This window comes from Segeticoccus rhizosphaerae (genome assembly GCF_009192725.1).
Classification (GTDB): Bacteria; Actinomycetota; Actinomycetes; order Actinomycetales; family Dermatophilaceae; genus Segeticoccus; species Segeticoccus rhizosphaerae.
The window spans coordinates 1-17,854 of sequence record NZ_VOHR01000003.1 but is presented as its reverse complement, the minus strand read 5'-3'; the positions used below and the strand labels follow the sequence as shown (position 1 = coordinate 17,854).

The 17,854-nt window shown below is 68.5% G+C and carries 15 protein-coding genes and 1 pseudogene; 8 read left to right on the top strand and 8 right to left on the bottom strand.

The features are described 5' to 3' along the window. From FRW57_RS00695 to FRW57_RS00675, 5 genes are all read left to right on the top strand, one after another. A complete protein-coding gene (locus FRW57_RS00695) occupies nt 1-1,980 on the top strand; it encodes a glycosyltransferase family 2 protein (RefSeq protein WP_152185017.1) in 1,980 nt (659 codons plus the stop codon). Further along, the gene (locus tag FRW57_RS00690) at nt 1,980-2,834 is read left to right on the top strand and encodes a sulfotransferase family protein (protein ID WP_137119920.1); all 855 of its coding nucleotides are present in this window, start codon (nt 1,980-1,982) and stop codon (nt 2,832-2,834) included. Before FRW57_RS00695 ends, FRW57_RS00690 begins: the two co-directional genes overlap by 1 nt. Then, entirely contained in the window at nt 2,831-3,718 is an 888-nt protein-coding gene (locus FRW57_RS00685; RefSeq protein WP_137119921.1) for a sulfotransferase domain-containing protein, read from the top strand. Before FRW57_RS00690 ends, FRW57_RS00685 begins: the two co-directional genes overlap by 4 nt. 65 nt (nt 3,719-3,783) lie before the next feature. Further along, entirely contained in the window at nt 3,784-6,237 is a 2,454-nt protein-coding gene (locus FRW57_RS00680) for a hypothetical protein (protein ID WP_152185016.1), read from the top strand. Beyond that, nucleotides 6,234-7,076: a polysaccharide deacetylase family protein gene (locus FRW57_RS00675; protein WP_137119923.1), complete on the top strand. Its 843-nt coding sequence runs from the start codon at nt 6,234-6,236 to the stop codon at nt 7,074-7,076. The genes FRW57_RS00680 and FRW57_RS00675 overlap by 4 nt, the downstream gene beginning before the upstream one ends. 13 nt (nt 7,077-7,089) lie before the next feature. Here FRW57_RS00675 and FRW57_RS00670 read toward each other — a convergent pair whose 3' ends face one another. Continuing rightward, nucleotides 7,090-7,629, bottom strand: a complete 540-nt coding sequence (locus tag FRW57_RS00670; protein WP_162308110.1) for a glycosyltransferase — start codon at nt 7,627-7,629, stop codon at nt 7,090-7,092. Further along, on the bottom strand, nt 7,626-8,126 hold the full coding sequence (pssD, locus tag FRW57_RS00665) for a PssD/Cps14F family polysaccharide biosynthesis glycosyltransferase (protein WP_137119925.1): 501 nt from the start codon (nt 8,124-8,126) through the stop codon (nt 7,626-7,628). The genes FRW57_RS00670 and pssD overlap by 4 nt, the downstream gene beginning before the upstream one ends. A gap of 236 nt (nt 8,127-8,362) precedes the next feature. On the opposite strand from pssD, the gene FRW57_RS00660 reads away from it, so the two are divergent. The 3 genes from FRW57_RS00660 (at nt 8,363) to FRW57_RS00650 (ending at nt 12,818) form a co-directional block, all read left to right on the top strand. Next, on the top strand, nt 8,363-9,892 hold the full coding sequence (locus FRW57_RS00660) for a hypothetical protein (protein ID WP_152185015.1): 1,530 nt from the start codon (nt 8,363-8,365) through the stop codon (nt 9,890-9,892). Continuing rightward, on the top strand, nt 9,889-11,151 hold the full coding sequence (locus tag FRW57_RS00655) for a hypothetical protein (protein ID WP_152185014.1): 1,263 nt from the start codon (nt 9,889-9,891) through the stop codon (nt 11,149-11,151). The genes FRW57_RS00660 and FRW57_RS00655 overlap by 4 nt, the downstream gene beginning before the upstream one ends. A 113-nt stretch (nt 11,152-11,264) precedes the next feature. Further along, on the top strand, nt 11,265-12,818 hold the full coding sequence (locus FRW57_RS00650) for a lipopolysaccharide biosynthesis protein (protein WP_162529206.1): 1,554 nt from the start codon (nt 11,265-11,267) through the stop codon (nt 12,816-12,818). Here the strand turns inward: FRW57_RS00650 and FRW57_RS00645 are convergent. The 6 genes and pseudogenes from FRW57_RS00645 to FRW57_RS00625 all read right to left on the bottom strand — a co-directional run. After that, entirely contained in the window at nt 12,792-13,577 is a 786-nt protein-coding gene (locus FRW57_RS00645; protein WP_238384460.1) for a hypothetical protein, read from the bottom strand. The two genes, FRW57_RS00650 and FRW57_RS00645, sit on opposite strands and share 27 nt — an antisense overlap. Nucleotides 13,578-13,709: 132 nt before the next feature. Then, nucleotides 13,710-13,787 (bottom strand): annotated as a pseudogene (locus tag FRW57_RS24955) (twin-arginine translocation signal domain-containing protein); the annotation flags it as partial. A 307-nt stretch (nt 13,788-14,094) separates the two neighbouring features. Next, nucleotides 14,095-15,675 (bottom strand): sugar transferase, encoded by a 1,581-nt coding sequence (locus tag FRW57_RS00640; protein ID WP_162308113.1) that lies wholly within the window; start codon nt 15,673-15,675, stop codon nt 14,095-14,097. A gap of 124 nt (nt 15,676-15,799) precedes the next feature. Beyond that, complete coding sequence (gene pth / locus FRW57_RS00635; RefSeq protein WP_152185012.1) at nt 15,800-16,393, bottom strand: aminoacyl-tRNA hydrolase; 594 nt, start codon at nt 16,391-16,393, stop codon at nt 15,800-15,802. 73 nt (nt 16,394-16,466) lie between these two features. Beyond that, complete coding sequence (locus FRW57_RS00630) at nt 16,467-17,144, bottom strand: 50S ribosomal protein L25/general stress protein Ctc (RefSeq protein WP_137119932.1); 678 nt, start codon at nt 17,142-17,144, stop codon at nt 16,467-16,469. 303 nt (nt 17,145-17,447) lie between these two features. Then, nucleotides 17,448-17,854: inositol monophosphatase family protein (locus FRW57_RS00625; RefSeq protein ID WP_338055332.1), on the bottom strand; the 407-nt coding region annotated here is incomplete at its 5' end.

Below are 17,854 nucleotides of genomic sequence, written 5' to 3'. Positions count from 1 at the left end.
ATGAGCGTGGAGGGCGTCGGGGCAACCGCCCCGCCGAGTGTCGTTTACCTTGCTGGGGCCAGCCGGTCCGGCAGCACCCTGCTCGAGCGGGTGCTGGGCAGCGTGCCCGGGTTCGTCAACGTCGGCGAGCTGATCGACATACCCCGCCGGGTGGCGCGTGGCGACGAGCGGTGCGGCTGCGGCGAGCACTTCTCGGAGTGTCCGTTCTGGGTCTCCGTCGGCGAGCGTGCCTTCGGCGGCTGGAGCACCGACGTCCTCGACCACATGGGGGCGCTGCAGGCAGGGGTGGCGCGGCAGCGGCACATCGCCCAGCTGCTGAGCCCGATCCGGGCCGCGGGCTTCCGCGCGCGCGCTGCGGAGTACCGCGGTCTGTACGCCACGCTGTACTCCGCCGTCCTGGCGACGGCAGGGGCAAGCCATGTGGTGGACGCCAGCAAGTGGCCGGCCCAGGCGCTCGCACTCTGCGGATCCGAGATCAACCTTCGGGTGGTCCACGTCGTGCGTGACGTCCGCGGTGTGGCCTATTCCATGCAGAAGGATGTCGAGCGGCCCCAGGCCACACACGAGGTCGAGAAGATGGAACGCCGGAGCATCGCCATCACGGCTGCTCGCTGGTCGGTCAACCACGCCGAGACCGGCCTGCTCCGGACCAGGCGGATCCCGACGGCTCTGGTCCACTACGAGGACCTCGTGCGGGACGCGCCGGGTCACGTCAGCCGTGTGCTGGCCGAGGTCGGCCTCCCACCTCAGCCCGGTTGGCTCGACCACGTCCGGGACGGTGAGGTCAGTCTCGGGTCCAGCCACGGACTGTCCGGCAATCCTTCGAGATTCGTCGAGGGCACGGTGCAGCTTCGCCTCGACGAGGCCTGGCGCAACCACCTCTCCCGCCGCGACCGGCTCATCGCCTCGACGATCGGCCTGCCTTTCGGCAGTCGCCGTGACCCGTCGCCGTCCACGCCGAGCGCTACGCCGAATTCTGCCCAGAGAACGGAACCCTTGATCACTGTGAACAGTCGTCTCGAACCGGCCGCAGGTGCCGAATCGCCAACAGCTGACTCCGGCGGTATCACCGGCATGGTCTCCGTGGTGGTCTCCACCCGCGGTCGGCCGGAGCTCGTCCGCGAGACCTTGGACACGATCGTCGCGCAGGACTATGCCGGTCCCATCGAGATCCTTGTCATCCACGACCAGGAGCCGGAGGACCAGTCGCTGACGGCGCGGGGAACGGTCGACCGTGAGATCAAGGTCCTGAGCAACAGGCACCTGCCCGGCCTTGCCGGCTCGCGCAACAGCGGACTCGAGGTGGCCAAGGGGGAGTTCATCGCCACCTGCGACGACGACGACCTCTGGCACACCGACAAGGTGACCAGGCAGGTGCAGCTGCTGCGCGAGCAGCCCGACCTGCTGGTGGTGGGCTCCGGCATCCGACTGCTCTTCCCCGACCGGGTCAGGGACTGGCCGGCGCGTGCCGCCCGGATCCCCTTGTCCACTCTCGTCCACAACCGCGTGAAGGAGCTGCACTCCTCCACGTTGATGATGCGGCGGGACACTTTCGCCAAGGCCGGACGTTACGACGAGACGCTGCCGCACGCGTACGGGGAGGACTACGAATTCGTGCTTCGCGTCGCCAGAGTTGGCCAGATCGGGGTGGTCAAGGAGCCGCTGGCCGACATTCGCAAGAACGTCCAGTCGTGGTTCCTGGCGCGTCAGGACAACAACATCCAGGCCCTCGAGTACCTCCTGACGATCCACCCGGAACTGCGCGCGAGCCGCCGAGGTCACGCCCGCATCCTCGGGCAGATAGCGTTCGCCCAGTCCTCGCTGGGGCGGCGCCGGGCAGCGCTGCGGACGGCATCGAAGGCCCTGGTTCGCTATCCGCTCGCTCCCCACGCCTACCTCGCCGTGGCGCAGGCGGCGACCGGCCTGGAGCCGGTCATCGCTCTCAAGGCTGCGCGCCTCACGGGAAGGGGCCTGTCCTGATGGCACATTCGGCCACCTTGCCCAACTTCCTCTACGTGGGTCCCGACAAGGCGGGCTCCTCGTGGCTGCACATGGCGCTCGCACAACACCCCCAGATCTTCCTCTCCCCCGCGAAGGACCTCTACTACTTCGACCGCTACTACGACCGCGGGGTGAGCTGGTACGCGTCCCAGTTCCGCGGCGCCACCCCGCAGCATCGGGTCGTCGGCGAGGTGTGCCCCGATTACCTGGCCTGCCCGGACGCTCCGAAACGCATCACCGCGGACCTTGGTCGGCCTCGTGTGATGGTGACCCTGCGGGAGCCGGCCGAACGGGCCTTTTCGTCCTACCTCTACATGCTCAAGCACGGCGAGGGTGAGACGACGTTCCGGGCCACCCTGCAGACCCGTCCCGAGCTGCTCGAACACGGTCGCTACGCAACCCAGCTGTCTCGCTTCCTGGAACACCTGGACCGCGACCAACTGCTCATCGCCCTGTTCGATGACCTCAAGGCTGACCCACAGGCCTTCACGAACCAGGTCGTCCGCTGGCTCGGCCTGACCCCCATGACGCTGGACGAGTCGGCGCTCGAGAGCAGACTGCCCGCCAGCGGCGCACGTTTCGTGCCTCTTGCCCGAGCGATCCGCACTGCCGCAAGAGTGGTGCGCGACCACGACGGCGCCAAGCTGGTCGGCAAGGTCAAGGGGTCACCGCTGACCCATCGGCTGCTCTACAAACAACTGGGTGACCGGGCCCCGCGGCTGTCGGCCGAGGACGCGATGTACGTGCGCGAGCAGCTCGACTCCGAGGTCCGCAGACTCGAGACCGACTTCGGCATCCCGGTGATGGAACGATGGGGGTGGAGCGGATCATGAGCGTGCGCAAGGCGGTCCCCGAACCGCTGCAACGACTCGGCCGCCGGGGATACGTCGCTCTCGGGGGCGCCACGGCCGGCGCGCGGGTGCTGCCCGACTTCATCATGATCGGTGGCCAGCGGTGCGGCACCACCTCCCTGTTCCGGGCGCTGATGGAGCACCCGCAGGTGGTGCGGCCGACCTTCCACAAGGGCATCAACTACTTCGACGTCAACTACGACCGCGGGTTCGACTGGTACCGCGGACATTTCCCCTTGCGGGCCTCGGCCCGGCTGCGGACCCGGCAACACGGTCACCCCGTCGTCTTCGAGGCGAGCGGCTATTACATGTTCCATCCCTTTGCGATGGAGAGGCTGGCGCGCGAGATGCCGGACGTCAAGCTGGTCGCCATGCTCAGGGACCCCGTGGAGCGGGCCTACTCCGCGTGGAAGCACGAGAGCGCCCGGGGGTTCGAGCGCGAGGACTTCGACACCGCGCTGGCCCTCGAGGACGAGCGGCTCCTGGGTGAGTACGACCGGATGCGGCGCGACCCGACATACGAGAGCTTCACCCATCGGCACCATGCCTACCGCCGCCGCGGTGACTACGCGGACCAGCTCGAGCGGATTCTGCAGCTCTTCCCGCGCGAGCAACTGCACATCATGTACAGCGAGCGGTTCTTCGAGCAACCGGGGCAGGAGTTCGCCGCGCTTGGCGCGTTCCTTGGCCTGGGCAGCGTGTCCCCGCAGCGGTTCGACCGCTACAACGCGCGGCCGGCGGTGCAGGACATGAGCGCAAGCGCACGCGCGAGGCTCGCGGACCACTTTCGGCAAGCCAACGAGCGCCTCGCGGAGCTGCTGCACGAGACGCCGCCCTGGAGCCTCACGCGCGAGCCGGCGGCCTGATGACTGCGTCCGAGCTGGCCACGGCGCCGCCACGCCCGCGCCTGGTGCCACAGAGAAGCCGACCCGTGCGGGCGAGCTTCAAGTTCTTCCGGCCCGGTTGGCCATTGGTCGCCCTGTTCGCCGGTATGCCGCTGTGGTGGCTGCTTGGCCTGCAGGAGTTCGCGTTCCTCATCTTCAGCGTCCCGATGTTGCTGCACCTGGTGCGGCAGCGGCAGATCCGGGTGCCCCAGGGCTTCGGCACGTGGCTGCTCTTCCTCGTCTGGCTGGTGAGTGGCGTCTTCGTGCTGCAGGTGGACGCACCGGGTGCGGTGCCCGGCAACAGCAGCGCTCGCTACGTGACGTTCGCCTATCGCGCCCTCTGGTACCTGTGCGCGACGGTCGCGTTGCTCTACGTCGGCAACACACGCAAGACGCTTCCCACTCGTCGGATCACCCGGGCTCTGAGCTACCTGTTCCTCGTGCTGGTGGGCGGCGGTCTGCTGGGGGTGTTCCTGCCCCACCTGCAGTTCCCGTCTGTGCTGGAGATGCTCCTGCCCCACGGTCTGGCCTCGAACGGATTCGTCAGGAGCCTCATCCATCCGGCGACCGCACAGATCCAGGACTTCCTGGGCTACGCCGAACCGCGCCCGAGCGCGCCCTTCACCTTCACCAATGAGTGGGGCCTGGCAATCGCCTGCACCATGCCGTTCCTGGTCCTAGAGTGGTTCCGCCGTGACGCCGGCTGGCGTCGCTGGGCCGCGCCCGCGGTCCTGGCGCTGGCCGCGATCCCCATCGTGTCCTCGCTCAACCGCGGCATGTGGCTGGCCCTGATCGCGAGCGGCCTGTTCGTGGCAGTTCGACTGGCGCTGATCGGACGTGGGCGCGCCCTGTTGACACTGCTGGTGTGTCTCGCGCTCGGCGGTGGCCTCGTCGCGGTGTCACCGCTCGGGTCCTTGATCACCGACCGGATCCACACCCCACACAGCAACCAGGGCCGGACCAACCTCGGGACCCTTACCGCGGAGAGCGCCCTGAGCGGGTCCCCGGTGATCGGTTTCGGCAGCACCCGTGACGTGCAGGGCAACTTCGTCTCGATCGCCGCCGGGGCGACGGCCCAGTGCCCGAAGTGTTCGCCTCCCCCACTCGGTACCCAGGGCCAGCTGTGGCTCCTGCTCTTCGCGACCGGCTTGGTCGGCACCCTCCTCTACCTGGGATTCATGCTCATCCAGGCCTGGGCCCACATCCGGCTCACGTCGCCGACGGCGATCGCCGGACTGTGCGTCCTCGTCTGTCAGTTCGTGACCATGCCCGTCTACGGCGCCGTCGGGCCCGGACTGTTCCTCGGCATGATCGCGGTCGGGCTGCTGTGGCGAGAACGCGCCGAGCGCCATGGTGCATGGTTGCGCGCGCCGCGGCTGCGCAACCGCCGGCCAGCGGCTCCGATCGACCGCCCGCTCAGTGAGCTCACCAACCCCATCAACAGACGTCTCGTGCCCATCGTGCTGCTCGCGGCGATCGGCGGGGCCGCTGGTGCGGGCCTGCAGGCCTGGCAGGGTCCGCCGGTCTTCGCCCGGCAGTCCGTGTTCCTCCCCGGCGAGGCACGCGCCCTCCCTGGCGTGCGCTCGCTGTCCATGGACAGCGAAGCCCAGCTCGCCACCTCCGACCCCGTGGTGGAGGCGGTCGCCTCAGCGATCGGCAGCGACGAACCTTCTTCCCAGATCAGGGAACGGATCAGGATCACTGCCCAGACAAACACGCGCATCCTCAACATCCGCTACCAGGACACGGACGCCGTTCGTGCGACGGCGGGGGTCGAGGCCGCCGTCGCGGCGGTTCTCGAAAGCCGGAACAAGTCGATCAAGGCGAGCAGTGGCGCCTACCTGAAGGTCATGCAGCAGAAGGACGCTGCCCTGACCGAGCAGGTCCGCACCACTCGGCAGGTCGTCGCGGACGCCGGGAGCAACGTCAACCCGGTGCTGCGCAAGCGGCTGGCCGGCCTCGTCTTCCAGGAGCGCAAGGCCGCTGCGACGATCGCCCGGATCCAGGCCACTCGTCCGGTCGCCGGTGAGGTGACCAGCGGCGTCCAGGTCGCCCGTCCCAGGGATGGATACCTCAAGAAGGCGGGGAGCGGCCTGATGCTCGGGCTCCTCGTCGGGATGACGTGGGCCTTCTACGCCGGTGGGTCCAAGCGGCGGCTGGGACGGCGCGGGTCTGCGGTCGCCCTCGGCGGCCTGCCCGTGATCGGGCGGGTGGACCTGCGGCGAACGGACACATCGGTGGAGGACTGTTCCCGTGTTTCCTCGCTGGCGGAGCCGCTCGCCCACCACAGCCCGATCTCCACGTTCTGGGGCGATGACCGTGATCGGGAAGCCTGTCGCGCGGCGTCGGCGCTCAATCGAGAGTTCGCCACGTTGTCCACCGGCTTCTCGCACGCGGTCATCGTTGCGTCCCCCCGGACCAGGGCTGACGACCTGGCCCGGATGCGGCGCGACCTGCGCCGGCTGGACCTGGAGCCGGTGGGCGTGGTGATCGTGCGGTGACCGGCTCCCCCCAGCACGTACCCGTGCTGATGTACCACAGCGTGAGCTCGGAGGCGACGGACGCCTTCCGTGAGTTCGTCGTCCCTCCCCGCCTGTTCGCGGAGCACCTGGCGGCGCTGCACTCGCTCGGCTACTCCACGACGACAATCACCGCCCTGGCGCAGATGCGCGCGCAGGGGACACCCTTGCCTGAGCGTCTCGTGGCGATCACCGTCGACGACGCCTTCGCCGACTTCGCCGACGCGGCCCTGCCCGCTCTGGCGAGCCACGGCATGGTGGCCACGCTGTACGTGCCCACAGGTTACGTCGGCGGGCGCAGCGCCTGGTTGGCCGACGAGGCGGAGGACCACCGGTCGCTGCTGTCGTGGTCCCAGCTGCGCGAGATCTCGGGGCACGGGGTGGAGTGCGGGGCGCACAGCCACTCCCACCCGCAGATGGACCTGCTGGACCGCCGCGCGATGACCCGCGAGATCGGCCTGTCCAAGGCCCTGCTCGAGGATCACCTCGGGAGAGCAGTGACGTCGTTCGCCTACCCCTTCGGGTATGCCAACGCGACGGTCCGGCGTCTGGTGGAACAGCTGGGTTTCTCGAACGCGTGCGCCGTGCGCGATCTCGTTAGCACCCCAGCCGACGACGCGTACGCCATTCCCCGGCTCACGGTGACACAGGACGTGATGGCGGCGGATCTCGCCTCCATGTTGCAGTCGGCGCGGACCGCCCGGCAGGAGCTGACCTCTTCGGCACGGGCCGTGGCGTCCCGCGGGCTACGCAGGGCTGGCCTCAAGAAGCGTGGCACGCATCCGTCACGGCACGACTGGTGGGCACCCACCTCGGCCTGAGCACACACAGCCGTCAGCGGCGGCGCCACCGGTTGCGACGCCGAGGCGGCAGCAGCTCCACTGCTCGGGCGAACGCCTCCACGGCCGGCCGGGCGTCGGTATCACCCGTGGAACCCGTCAGCACCAGGCGGGTCGGATCGGCGACCGCCTTGTCCAGCGCCTCGACCAGCTCGTCCTCGTTCTCCACGAGCACGATGTCACCAGTGCTGGCCAACTGGCGGCAGAAGGCCACCTGGTGGTCGTCGACCACCTCACCCAAGTCATGCAGTCGCGGCATGACGATCGGGATGCGTCCGCACCGCCGCACTTCGAGGATGCCCATCGGGCCGCCCTGCGTCACGACGATGTCACTCGAGCTCAGTCGGTCGATCAGCTCGTCGTGCGCAAGGTAGTCGTGACATTCCCCCCGCCCCGGACGATCGGCCGTGCCGTACTGGAACAAGACCTCCAGTCCCGCGGCGGACGGCTGTCCCAGCCAGCGTTCGACGCCGCCCACCAACCGGTTGAACGGGTGGTAGTCGGAGCCCACGGTCACCAGAATCGACAAGCTCACAGCAACCGTCCGATCAGCGTCGACCCGGGATAGAGGCGCTGCTGCCGCTCCCACTGGACACAGAACAGGGAACTGAGCGGGCGACAGAGCCGGCCGGTCAACGTCCTGGAGTCCAGGCGATCGAAGACCTCGATGTAGGCGGTGGGGATCCCGAGGATTCTCCCGAACACGAAGAACGGCACGGCGACAGCGGCGCCGGTGGAGACGATCAGGTCCGGCCGCCGCTTCCGGAGCACCTTCGCCGCGACACCGAAGTTGCGGATCAGGTTGGGGATGTTACGAGTCGTGGGGTGAAAGGCGAAGTCGACCTGCTCGTCCCCGAGCTGCGACACCGCGTCCGGGGTGCTGAAGGTCACGAACGACCTCTCCAGGGTCTCCCACCACGGCTTCAGGGTGAGCAGCTGGGCCAGGTGTCCCCCGCTCGAGCTCACCAAGAGGACGCGTCGGCCCGCCGCCGACGGGCTCGACACAGGGCCGCCGAGTTCCCGGTCGGGCATGGTGTTCCCATCGTCGATGTAGTGAAGGCAGCAGCATCGTAACCGTCTGCGCGCGTGCCGTGTTCAAGCGTCGCCCGGGATTGCCGAAAGCGGCCACAAGGCATCAGTCGGCGCTCTACGCTGAAATCCTGACGGGATCAATCCTGACGGGATCACTGGGGAAGGCTACCGAGTCTGTGGATACATCCGAGGTTGAGACGCGCTCTCCACTCATCGTGGGGGCCCTGCGCCGTAACGTGCTACTGCTTCTGGTCATGCTGGTCATCGGGGCAGCGGCCGGGGTCGCTTACACGGGATCCCAAGCAGCGAGCTACACCGCGAGATCGGCGATCCTGATCAAGCCGCTGCCGGGCAACCCGTTGTCCCAGGACACGGCAACGTCCAACGGCGCCCAGCTGACCGTCGCCATGGCGACGGAGTCGGGCCTGGTGGACATCCCTGCGGTCACGACCCAGCTCAGCAAACAGCTGGGCCGCACGGTCCCCGGACCGGGTGAGCAGCTGAACGTGAAGGTCCCGACCGGTGCCCAGATCATCCAGATCGAATTCACCAGCACCACGGCAGACCGGGCCCGGGAGGGTGCGCAGGGATTCGCCGACACGTACCTGAAGTACCGCAGTGAGCGGGCCGCGACGACCCAGAAGACCGAGATCGACAGCCTGAAGAAGCAGATCGACGCCGCGCAGGCCGACCTCAAGACCGCTTCGAGCGAGGCGGTCAAGAGCACCGACACCCGCTCCTATGCCTCCCAGCAGGTCCAGCTGTATGCCGACCGGCTGGCTTCCCTCAACGATGACCTGAGCGGCGCACAGGCAGTTGCGTCCGACCCGGGTTCGGTGATCACCGAACCCTCGACGCCGACCAACCGCGACGGACTGAACCCGTGGTTGATCATCCTCGTCACCACACTGCTCGGCGGCCTGATGGGAGCCGTGCTGGCCGTGACACGCGAACGCCGCCGCGACCTGGTGCGCGCCGAGGACGGTCCCGAGATGGCCGGGATCCCCGTCTTCGCCCGGTTGCGTCGCCAACCGAGGCGTCGCCACGGAAGCGAGGCGAAGGAAGAGCAGGAGTTCGAGGCCTACCGCAGGCTACGCGCCGGCGTGGTGGCCAACGCCCAAGCACCCGGCTCACTTGCAGTCACCTGCGTCTCCGCGGACGAGAGCGCCGCAACGGTAGCCAGCCAACTGGCGCTCGCACTGCGCAAGTCCGACTTCCAGGTCGCGCTCGTCGCGGCCGATCCCGGCGACGACGCGATCGAGCGTGAGCTGGGCATTCCCGCCGGACCTGGGCTGTCCGACGTGCTCGGAGATGACGCACCGATCGGTGCGGTGCTCACGCAGGCCAGAGGCCTCACCATCCTGCGAGGAGGCCTCAAGCCGGTGTCCTCCCGCGAGCTGTACGCAGGCCCCCGCCTGCGTACGGTGATCGAGGAGCTCACCACGGGCCACGACTACGTCATCGTCTCCTCGGCCTCGGCCAGTAGTGCCGACGGGGACGCTGCCGCGACGGCTTGCGACAACACCCTCATGATCGTCACCGAAGGACGAACCACCCATGGTCAGGTGTCCAACGCCCTCGGCCGATTCGATCGGCTCGGCGCCTCGGTGATCGGCGCCGCCGTGGCGCCGGCCGCGCCTCGCCGGCGGCGGCGTTCCGACTCCCACCATTCGGGCGAGGCAGGTGACACGGTGGTGGCCGAGCCGACAGGGCTCTCGGCCGAGGCCCGAGTCACCGCGCGAGCGGTCGATCCGACGGCGGGATGAGGGGGGCCTCCTCCTCGGAGGACGTCGCGCCGAGTGGCAATCTGACCGGCGCCACTTTCCCGGACGGCCTGACCTCCGTCTCCGCCCTCTTGTGGACCGGGGAGACGACGCGCTACGCCGCGCTCCCATCGGCCCAGCGCCCGGCCTTCCTCGTTCCACTGGGACCTCGGCGGGTCACCACCGCGGCACTCCGTGGCCTGCCGCGCCTGTCCTCGTTGCCGACGACCGTTCGTGGTGTCGTCGCCGCGATCGCGGGACAGTCCGGGGCACTCCGACTGTGGCCCCACCAGGTGACGGTCGAGGATCCCGGCGCGAGAGGCTCCCTCCTCCAACACCTCAGCACCTCCTTGCGCCTGCCATTGACGGCCTCCGCACGGTTTGGTCCACCCCGCGCCAACCGCAAGCCGGTGCTCGAGCTCCTCGATCGCCGTGGTCGCACCATCGCCTTCGCCAAGGTCGGATGGAACGAGCTCACCGCTCGCCTCGTCCGCCAGGAGGCCGAGGCGCTGCGCATGCTCGAGGCTCGTCACCTGCACCATCTGGTCAGTCCCCGCGTCCTCGCGAACGGAACTTGGGACGGTCTGGAGTACCTCCTCTTGAGCCCCGTGGACACCGTTGCGTCGGGAGACCCCGGCGTCAGGACCCGGCGGGCCGCCATGCTCGAACTGGCTCGGACCTTCGAGGGCCGTGCCGTGGCCCTCTCCGAGTCTCCGTACTGGAGCCGGCTCCTCTCCTCGTTGCAGTCGCTCAGTGGTGCAGGCGGCGCCCGGCTGTGGGGATTCGCCGAACGCGTCGACGCCGCCGCAGACCGGATCCGCATCATCCCGAGTGCCTGGCACGGCGACTGGACGCCGTGGAACATGACGACCCAGGGCGACACCGCCGTGGTGTGGGACTGGGAGCGATTCGAGTGTGACGTGCCCATCGGCTTCGACGCCCTGCACTTCACCTTCCACCACGCCGTCCGACGAGACGGTCTCACCCCCAGCGAGGCCATCAGGCAGCTGGCGGTGCGAGCGCCCGAGCTCCTGGAGCCGTTCCGCGTCGCCACGGCAGAGGCGCCCGCGGTCGTGGTGCTCTACCTGTTGCACCTCGGACATCGTCACGTTCGTGACGGCCAGGAGGAGGCCGGCGCCAAGAAGGGGCCGCTGGTGACCTGGCTGCTCTCGGAGCTGGATGAACTGGTCTCGTCCCTGGTCGACCTTCCCGGTCCCCCATCCAGCCGGACCGCCCCGTCCGTCGATCCTGGCCAGCCATGAACCCCATCAAACCGCCCCCGACGCGCTCCCCAAAGCACAGGTCGTCCGGCGTCGCCTCCCGTGCCGCCGCCGAGACACCCGCGCACGGCACATCGCACCCGCCCCCTCGCGACTTGAGTCGCGTCGCGCGGGGAAGCACCATCAACCTGGCCGGGGCAGTCGTGGCGGCCATGGCGAACTTCGGCCTGACAGTGCTGGTGACCCGGCTCACGTCACAGTCGACCGCCGGTATCTTCTTCTCCGTCACGTCGCTGTTCCTGCTCGCCACCAGCCTCGGGCAGCTGGGGACGAACACGGGCCTGGTGTATTTCCTCTCGGGGGCGCGGGCACGAGGTGAGCTGCACCGCTACGCCTCCTACATGCGGGTTGCGCTCCGTCCGGTGCTAGTCGTCGGCGTGGTGATGGCCGTGGCCATGTTCGTCTTCGCCGGACCCCTGGCACGCGTACTGGCCTCCGGACACGAGGCCGAGTTCACGAGCTACCTCCGTGCGGTCGCCATCTTCATCCCATGCGCCGGGCTGCTCAACCTGGCCGTGTCCGGCACCCGCGGGCTCGGCACCATGCGCATCAACGCGCTGCTGGACCAGATGAGCAGGCCGGTCCTGCAAGTCGGCCTCGTGCTGTTGGCCATCGTGTTCGGCGGCAGGTCTGCGGTCCTCGCGGTGGGTTGGGCCGTCCCGTACGTCATCCTCGCGGGGGTGGGGTGGCGGATCTGGACCACGATGAGGGTCCGCGCCGGCGGAGCCACCGTGGACCACGAGTTCCGGCCGACGAAGGACTTCTGGCGGTTCAGTGTGCCGCGTGCCCTCGCGAGCGTGGCCCAGGTCGCGATGCAGCGTCTCGACGTCGTCTTGGTGGGCGCCTTGGCCGGCATCCCCGAAGCGGCGTTGTATGCCGCGGCAACCCGATTCCTGGCCCTGGGCCAGATGGCCGGTGGCGCGGTCTCCCAGAGCGTCCAGCCGCACCTCGGCGAGACGCTGGCCCGCAAGGATGTCGGCGCCGCGTCCGAGCTCTACCAGGTGTCGACGGCGTGGCTCGTGTGCCTGACCTGGCCGATCTACCTGCTGCTGATCGTCTTTGCCCCGACTGTCCTTGACATCTTCGGGAGCCAGTACGACGCCGGCTCCATGGTCGTCATCATTCTCTGCAGCTCGATGCTGCTCGGCACCGCCTGCGGGATGGTCGACATGGTCCTGACCATGGCGGGACGCACCAGCTGGAACCTTGTCAACGTCCTGATCGCGTTTGCCATCAACCTCGGCCTGGACCTGCTGCTCATCCCCTCACACGGGATCACCGGCGCGGCGATCGGGTGGGCCGTCGCGATCGTGGCGGCGAACGTCATACCGCTCCTGCAGGTGGGGGTCTTCCTTCGGCTGCATCCCTTCGGACCCGGCACGATCACGGCGCTCGTGCTGGCCTCGGTCTGCTTCGGCGCAGTTCCCGTCGTCGGACGGGCACTGATCGGCACCGGCTGGTGGTCCCTCTTCCTCAGCGTAGCGGTCGGGTTCGTCGCCTACCTGGTCGGCTTGCGGTGGTGCCGAAAGGTCCTGCGGCTCCACGAGCTGCTCGCCCTGCGCGGGAGGGGCCGTCCTCGCCCGGCCGCAGCAAGCAGGCGGAGGCCGGGCGAGGAACGAAGGTCACACGAGGCCGACGGACATCGATGACTGCAGCGATGCCTTGAAGGCGTTGAGCTTGGCCTGGGACTGCCACAGCAGCCAGTTATTGCCCGAGTTGTTGTGCCGCAGGCTGTTGAAGTAGGAGATGACGCCGAGCTTGTCCGTGTTGGCGATGGACCACTTCCACTGCTGGGTCCACCACTCGCCCGGCTGGTCGTAGCGGTACGCGTCCGTCGTCCCGGTCTCGGCGACGCCGACCATCTTGTCGCTGTGGCCGCGCGCCGCCATCCAGTCGAGGATGCGGCCCAGTCGTTCGTCGTACCCAGCACCGCCCGCGTTCTGGTAGATGTCGAGCCCCAGGAAGTCGCAGCGATCCAGCATCGGGCCGGTGACCCAGTCGGCGGGGTCCTGACGCCGGTTCTGCGGGTTGAAGGTCCACTCACCGATGATGGGAACCGATGCGACGTTCTTGAGCCCGGTCTCCTTCTTCATCACATCGTAGACATGACACCACGCCCGCGCGAACTCCGCACCGGTGCCCGTCCGGTCGTTCTCCGGTTCGTGGTTGAACGTGACGACGATGGGCCCGGGCAGGCTCGCGTAACGGCGAGCCCGGGCGCGCAGATCCGCGTCAAAGCGCCCCGACGACACCTGGTTCCAGCCACCTGGTGCGGACGACGGCGGCTTGAACGAGATCCAGGACAGCCGTCCGGCCGCGTAGTCGCTGCGAATCCGGTTGTTCTCACCTCGGCCACCGTCCCAGTTGTAGTAGGTCCGGTAGAGGCCGACGGGCCCGGTCCGCCGCATGGTGTCCTCCAGGGTTCCCTGGCACGACAGACCAAGGACGATCTTGCCGGGTCGATGTCCCGGCCAGCGCGCTCCTGACGCTGTGTTTGTTGCGGTTGCTTGGGTTGTGGCGCGTGTTGCGGCGTGGGCCTGGAGCGGGGACGAAACCGCCGCTCCGACTGCTGCCACGGACGCCAGTTTGATCACGCTTCGGCGGCTCAATTCGGTCATGGAGGAGCACAGTACACATCACAAGACGGTAACGGAGTGTGGCGAAAATCACATTTGCCAAGTCCATACCTGCACTTTGACCCAAACCGACTCAACTTCTGCTAGCCGAACCTCAGTTCGGAAGATTCTCCTCTTTTGCCACAGAGCCGCAGGCCAGGGCCGCGCCAGAAGCGGTGCGCATCAATTCGACTCGCCCGGGGTGCACGTACTTACCGGGTGGTCCTGCCGGTTGCCAGAAAAGCTGAAATGTCTCTTACGACACACCAAGGATGACCACAATGTGAGACAGGGGTCGCCCTTTCGGCTGTCAGTACGCGCCCGATCCGCGGAGGACAGCTCGCGCGGTCCGCCACAGGATCTGCAGGTCGAGAATCATCGACCAGTTGTCGACATACCGCAGGTCCAGGCGGAGAGACTCGTCCCAGGACAGGTCGCTGCGGCCGCTGACCTGCCACAGACCGGTCAGCCCGGGCCGAACCCGCAGTCGCCGCACCGCGTCCGGCTCGTAGCCCTCCACCTCGGAGCGCAGCGGCGGACGGGGGCCGACCAGCGACATGTCGCCCTTGAGCACGTTGATGAGCTGGGGCAACTCGTCCAGCGAGTAGCGCCGGATGAACTGACCCACCCGCGTGACCCGGGGGTCGTTGCGCTGCTTGAAGAGCACTCCGTTGCCATCGTTGCCCTGTGCAGACACGTCCGCCAGCCGAGCCTCCGCGTCGACCACCATGGACCGGAACTTGAACATCTCGAAGGGTTCGCCCCGAGCACCGATCCGGTCCTGCCGGAAGAAGACCGGGCCTCGAGAGTCGACCTTGATGGCCAGGGCCACGACGAGGGCGACGGGGAGGATGAGCAGCGAGATGAGCACCGACATCACGCGGTCGAAGATGATCTTGCCCAGCAGCCGCCCGCCGTCCACCGTGGGCCGCTCGACGTGGAGGAGGGAAAGGCCTGCGGCCGGACGGATCGACAGGCGCGGACCGGCGACCTCGATGATGCCCGGCGACACGACGAGATCGACATTGCGGGATTCCAGGCCCCACGACAGCCGACGGAGCTCCGGTCCCGTCATCTCGGAGTGACTGGCCACCACCACCACTTCGGCATCCACCAGGTCGACTGCGTCCAGCGCGGTCCGCACACTCCCCAACATCTGGACACCGATCACCGACGAGGGCTCCTCCGCGTCCAGGTCGAGGCTCGACGTGCAGGCCGCCACGACCTCGAGACCGTGGCTCGGGACTCGGCGCAGCTCGTGGATGAGACCGATGACCGAGTCCGCACGTCCGACCACGACGGTCCGCTGGAGGGACTTGCCCTGGCTTCGGCGTCGATGCAGGTGCTTGCGCAGCGCGAACCGCAGCAGCAGCGCCACGCCCAGCAGGATCGGGAAGAACACGACCACGAACCAGCGGGAGAGGAACGGGCGTTGGCTGTACACGGCATACGACATGAAGCCGGTGATTGCCAGCAACCGCACTGCCGCCCGTGCCAGGGCCCGGAACTCCTCGGTCCCCACACCCATGAACCGGCGCTCGTAACCACGGCTCAGGGCCACTCCCGCGACCCAGGCGAAGGGGGCGACGACGGTGATGGTCAGGTAGGTCGGGGAGAACAGGCGCGCGGTGGCCTCATGGCCTTCGCCGAACAGCCCGGACAGCACCCCCGACAGCAGAGCAGCCAGGACGGCAGACAGCGCCGCGGCTGTGACGTCGAGGACCACGGCGGTGCGTTGATAGGACACGGCCCACGTGCGCCGAGGGGGCGACGGCGGCCGCGACAGCGACAGGAGCCCCGTGCTGGCGGTGCTGGAGACCATCTCGGCCGGCTGCCCGGGCAGGCTCGTCACGTGGGGCACCTGCGCTCCCACGTCGACGGTGTCTGTCATGCTCAGCTCCCCTGGTTGAAGGCCTGAGGAGACGCTAGCCGTGATGGTCATGGGTTCGCAGCCAAACAGTAAAGATCTGGTCAACCTAGTCCGTTCGGCCGAGCGACAATAGCGACGACGGGTGCTAGGGACGGGAGTGGAAGCGCTGCTGCGTCGTCTCGAGACCGAGCGCGACCAGGTCGTCCACCGCGTCGACCCCATCGCCGATCAGGAAGGGCAGCTCCTTGCGCTCGCTGCCCGAGAAGTCTTTGAGCACATAGGCTGCGGCGTCCATCCGACCCGGCGGCCGGCCAACCCCCAGTCGCACCCGCAGGTAGTCCTTGCTCCCCAGCGACTTGCTGACGGAGCGCAGGCCGTTGTGTCCGCCCTCACCGCCTCCGCGCTTGAGCCGCACCGAGGCGAACGGTATGTCGATCTCGTCGTGCACGACGATGATCCGCTCCAGCGGGATCTTGAAGAACTGCACGAGCCCGGCCACCGGTCCGCCGGACTCGTTCATGTAGGAGAGTGGACGGGCGAGGACCGCGCGGGGTCCCGGCGCCCCGCCGGGCAACGTCCCCAGTCGCACCTCCGCGACCTGTGCCCGAGCCTTGTGCGCACGCAGCGACGCCCCGGCCCGCGCGGCCAGCTCGTCGACGACCATCGCACCGATGTTGTGGCGGTTGCCCGCGTAGGTCGGCCCGGGGTTCCCGAGCCCGACGATGAGCCAGCTGTCCATGGTGCTCGTCAGTATGCCGAAGGGCCCCGTCCGCGCGGACGGGGCCCTTCGGGCAGTGCAGGGTGCGAAGGGATCAGGACTCGTCGCCCTCGGCAGGCTTCTCGTCGCCCTCGGCGGGCTTCTCGTCGCCCTCGGCCTCCGCCTCCGGCTCCTCGTGCTCGATGCCGGCCTCGGCCTCGGCCTCCTCCAGCTCGGCCTCCAGGGCCTCCTCGGAGATGGTCTGGGAGATGCCGACCACGAGGTACTCCGGGTCGGTCAGCAGCTCCGCGCCAGCGGGCAGGGCCAGGTCGCCGGCCAGGATGCGGGCGCCCACCCCGAGACCCTCGACACTGACCACGATCCGCTCCGGGATGTTGGTCGCGTCCACGGCCAGCTCGATCTCCTGGAGGTCGACGTTGACCAGGGTGTCCGGAGCAGCCTCGCCCTCGATGTGCACGGCGATCTCGACGTTGACCTTCTCGCCCTTCTTGACGGTCACGAAGTCGACGTGCTCGATGAAGCGCCTGATGACGTCGCGCTGGACGTCCTTGGCCAGGGCGAGCTGCTCCTTGCCGTCCACGACGATCTGCAGCAGGGCGTTGGACTGCTTGAGCGCCAGCATGGTCTCGTGGCCGGGGAGGGTCACGTGCAGCGGCGCGGCCCCGTGGCCGTAGATGACGGCGGGGACCTTGTCGGCCCGGCGGATGCGGCGGGCGGCGCCCTTGCCGAACTCGGTGCGGAGCTCGGCGGTCAGCTTGGTGTACTCAGGCACGGTGGCTCTCCTACGATTCGGGCGTCCGCCGATTTCGGCCGACACCAGGTCTGCGTTCACGAAAGGTTCACGAAAGATGGTGCATGGGGCCTCGACGCGGGGGCCGGCACGGGAGTGATCACACGTGCGGACGCGCAGGACACCGGTCCTGCGCCACCGCGTCGATCACGGATCTGCCAGACCGTCCGGCCCGTGCAGTCTCCCTCGCCGAGGCAACTTGCCAATCCTAGGCGACCGCGCCCGCCATACGGAAATCAGGCTCATCACAGCCCGGCATGCTGGGTGGCGACACGTCGCCGGCGCCTAACCCTGCTGAAGCGTGCCGATCGCGGCCAGGACCTCCTCCGCCACGTCCGGGTGAGCGATCACGAGGTCGGGCAGCTTGGGGTCCTCACGGTTGTACTCGAGCGGTGACCCGTCGATCCGGCTGGTGTGCAGCCCGGCGGCCCGGGCCACCACGACCGGGGCGGCCGAGTCCCACTCGAACTGGCCACCCGCGTGGACGTAGGCGTCGGCCTCGCCGGTGACGACCGCCATACCCTTGACGCCGGCCGAGCCCATCGGCACGAGCACCGCATCCAGCTTCTCGGCCAGCGCGGTGACGAACTCCGGCGGGCGGCTTCGGCTGACCGCGAGCCGGATCGGGCCGGAGCGCGCGGGCACGACCGGCGGCTGACCGGTGTCGTAGACGACGTCGCGGGCCGGCAGTG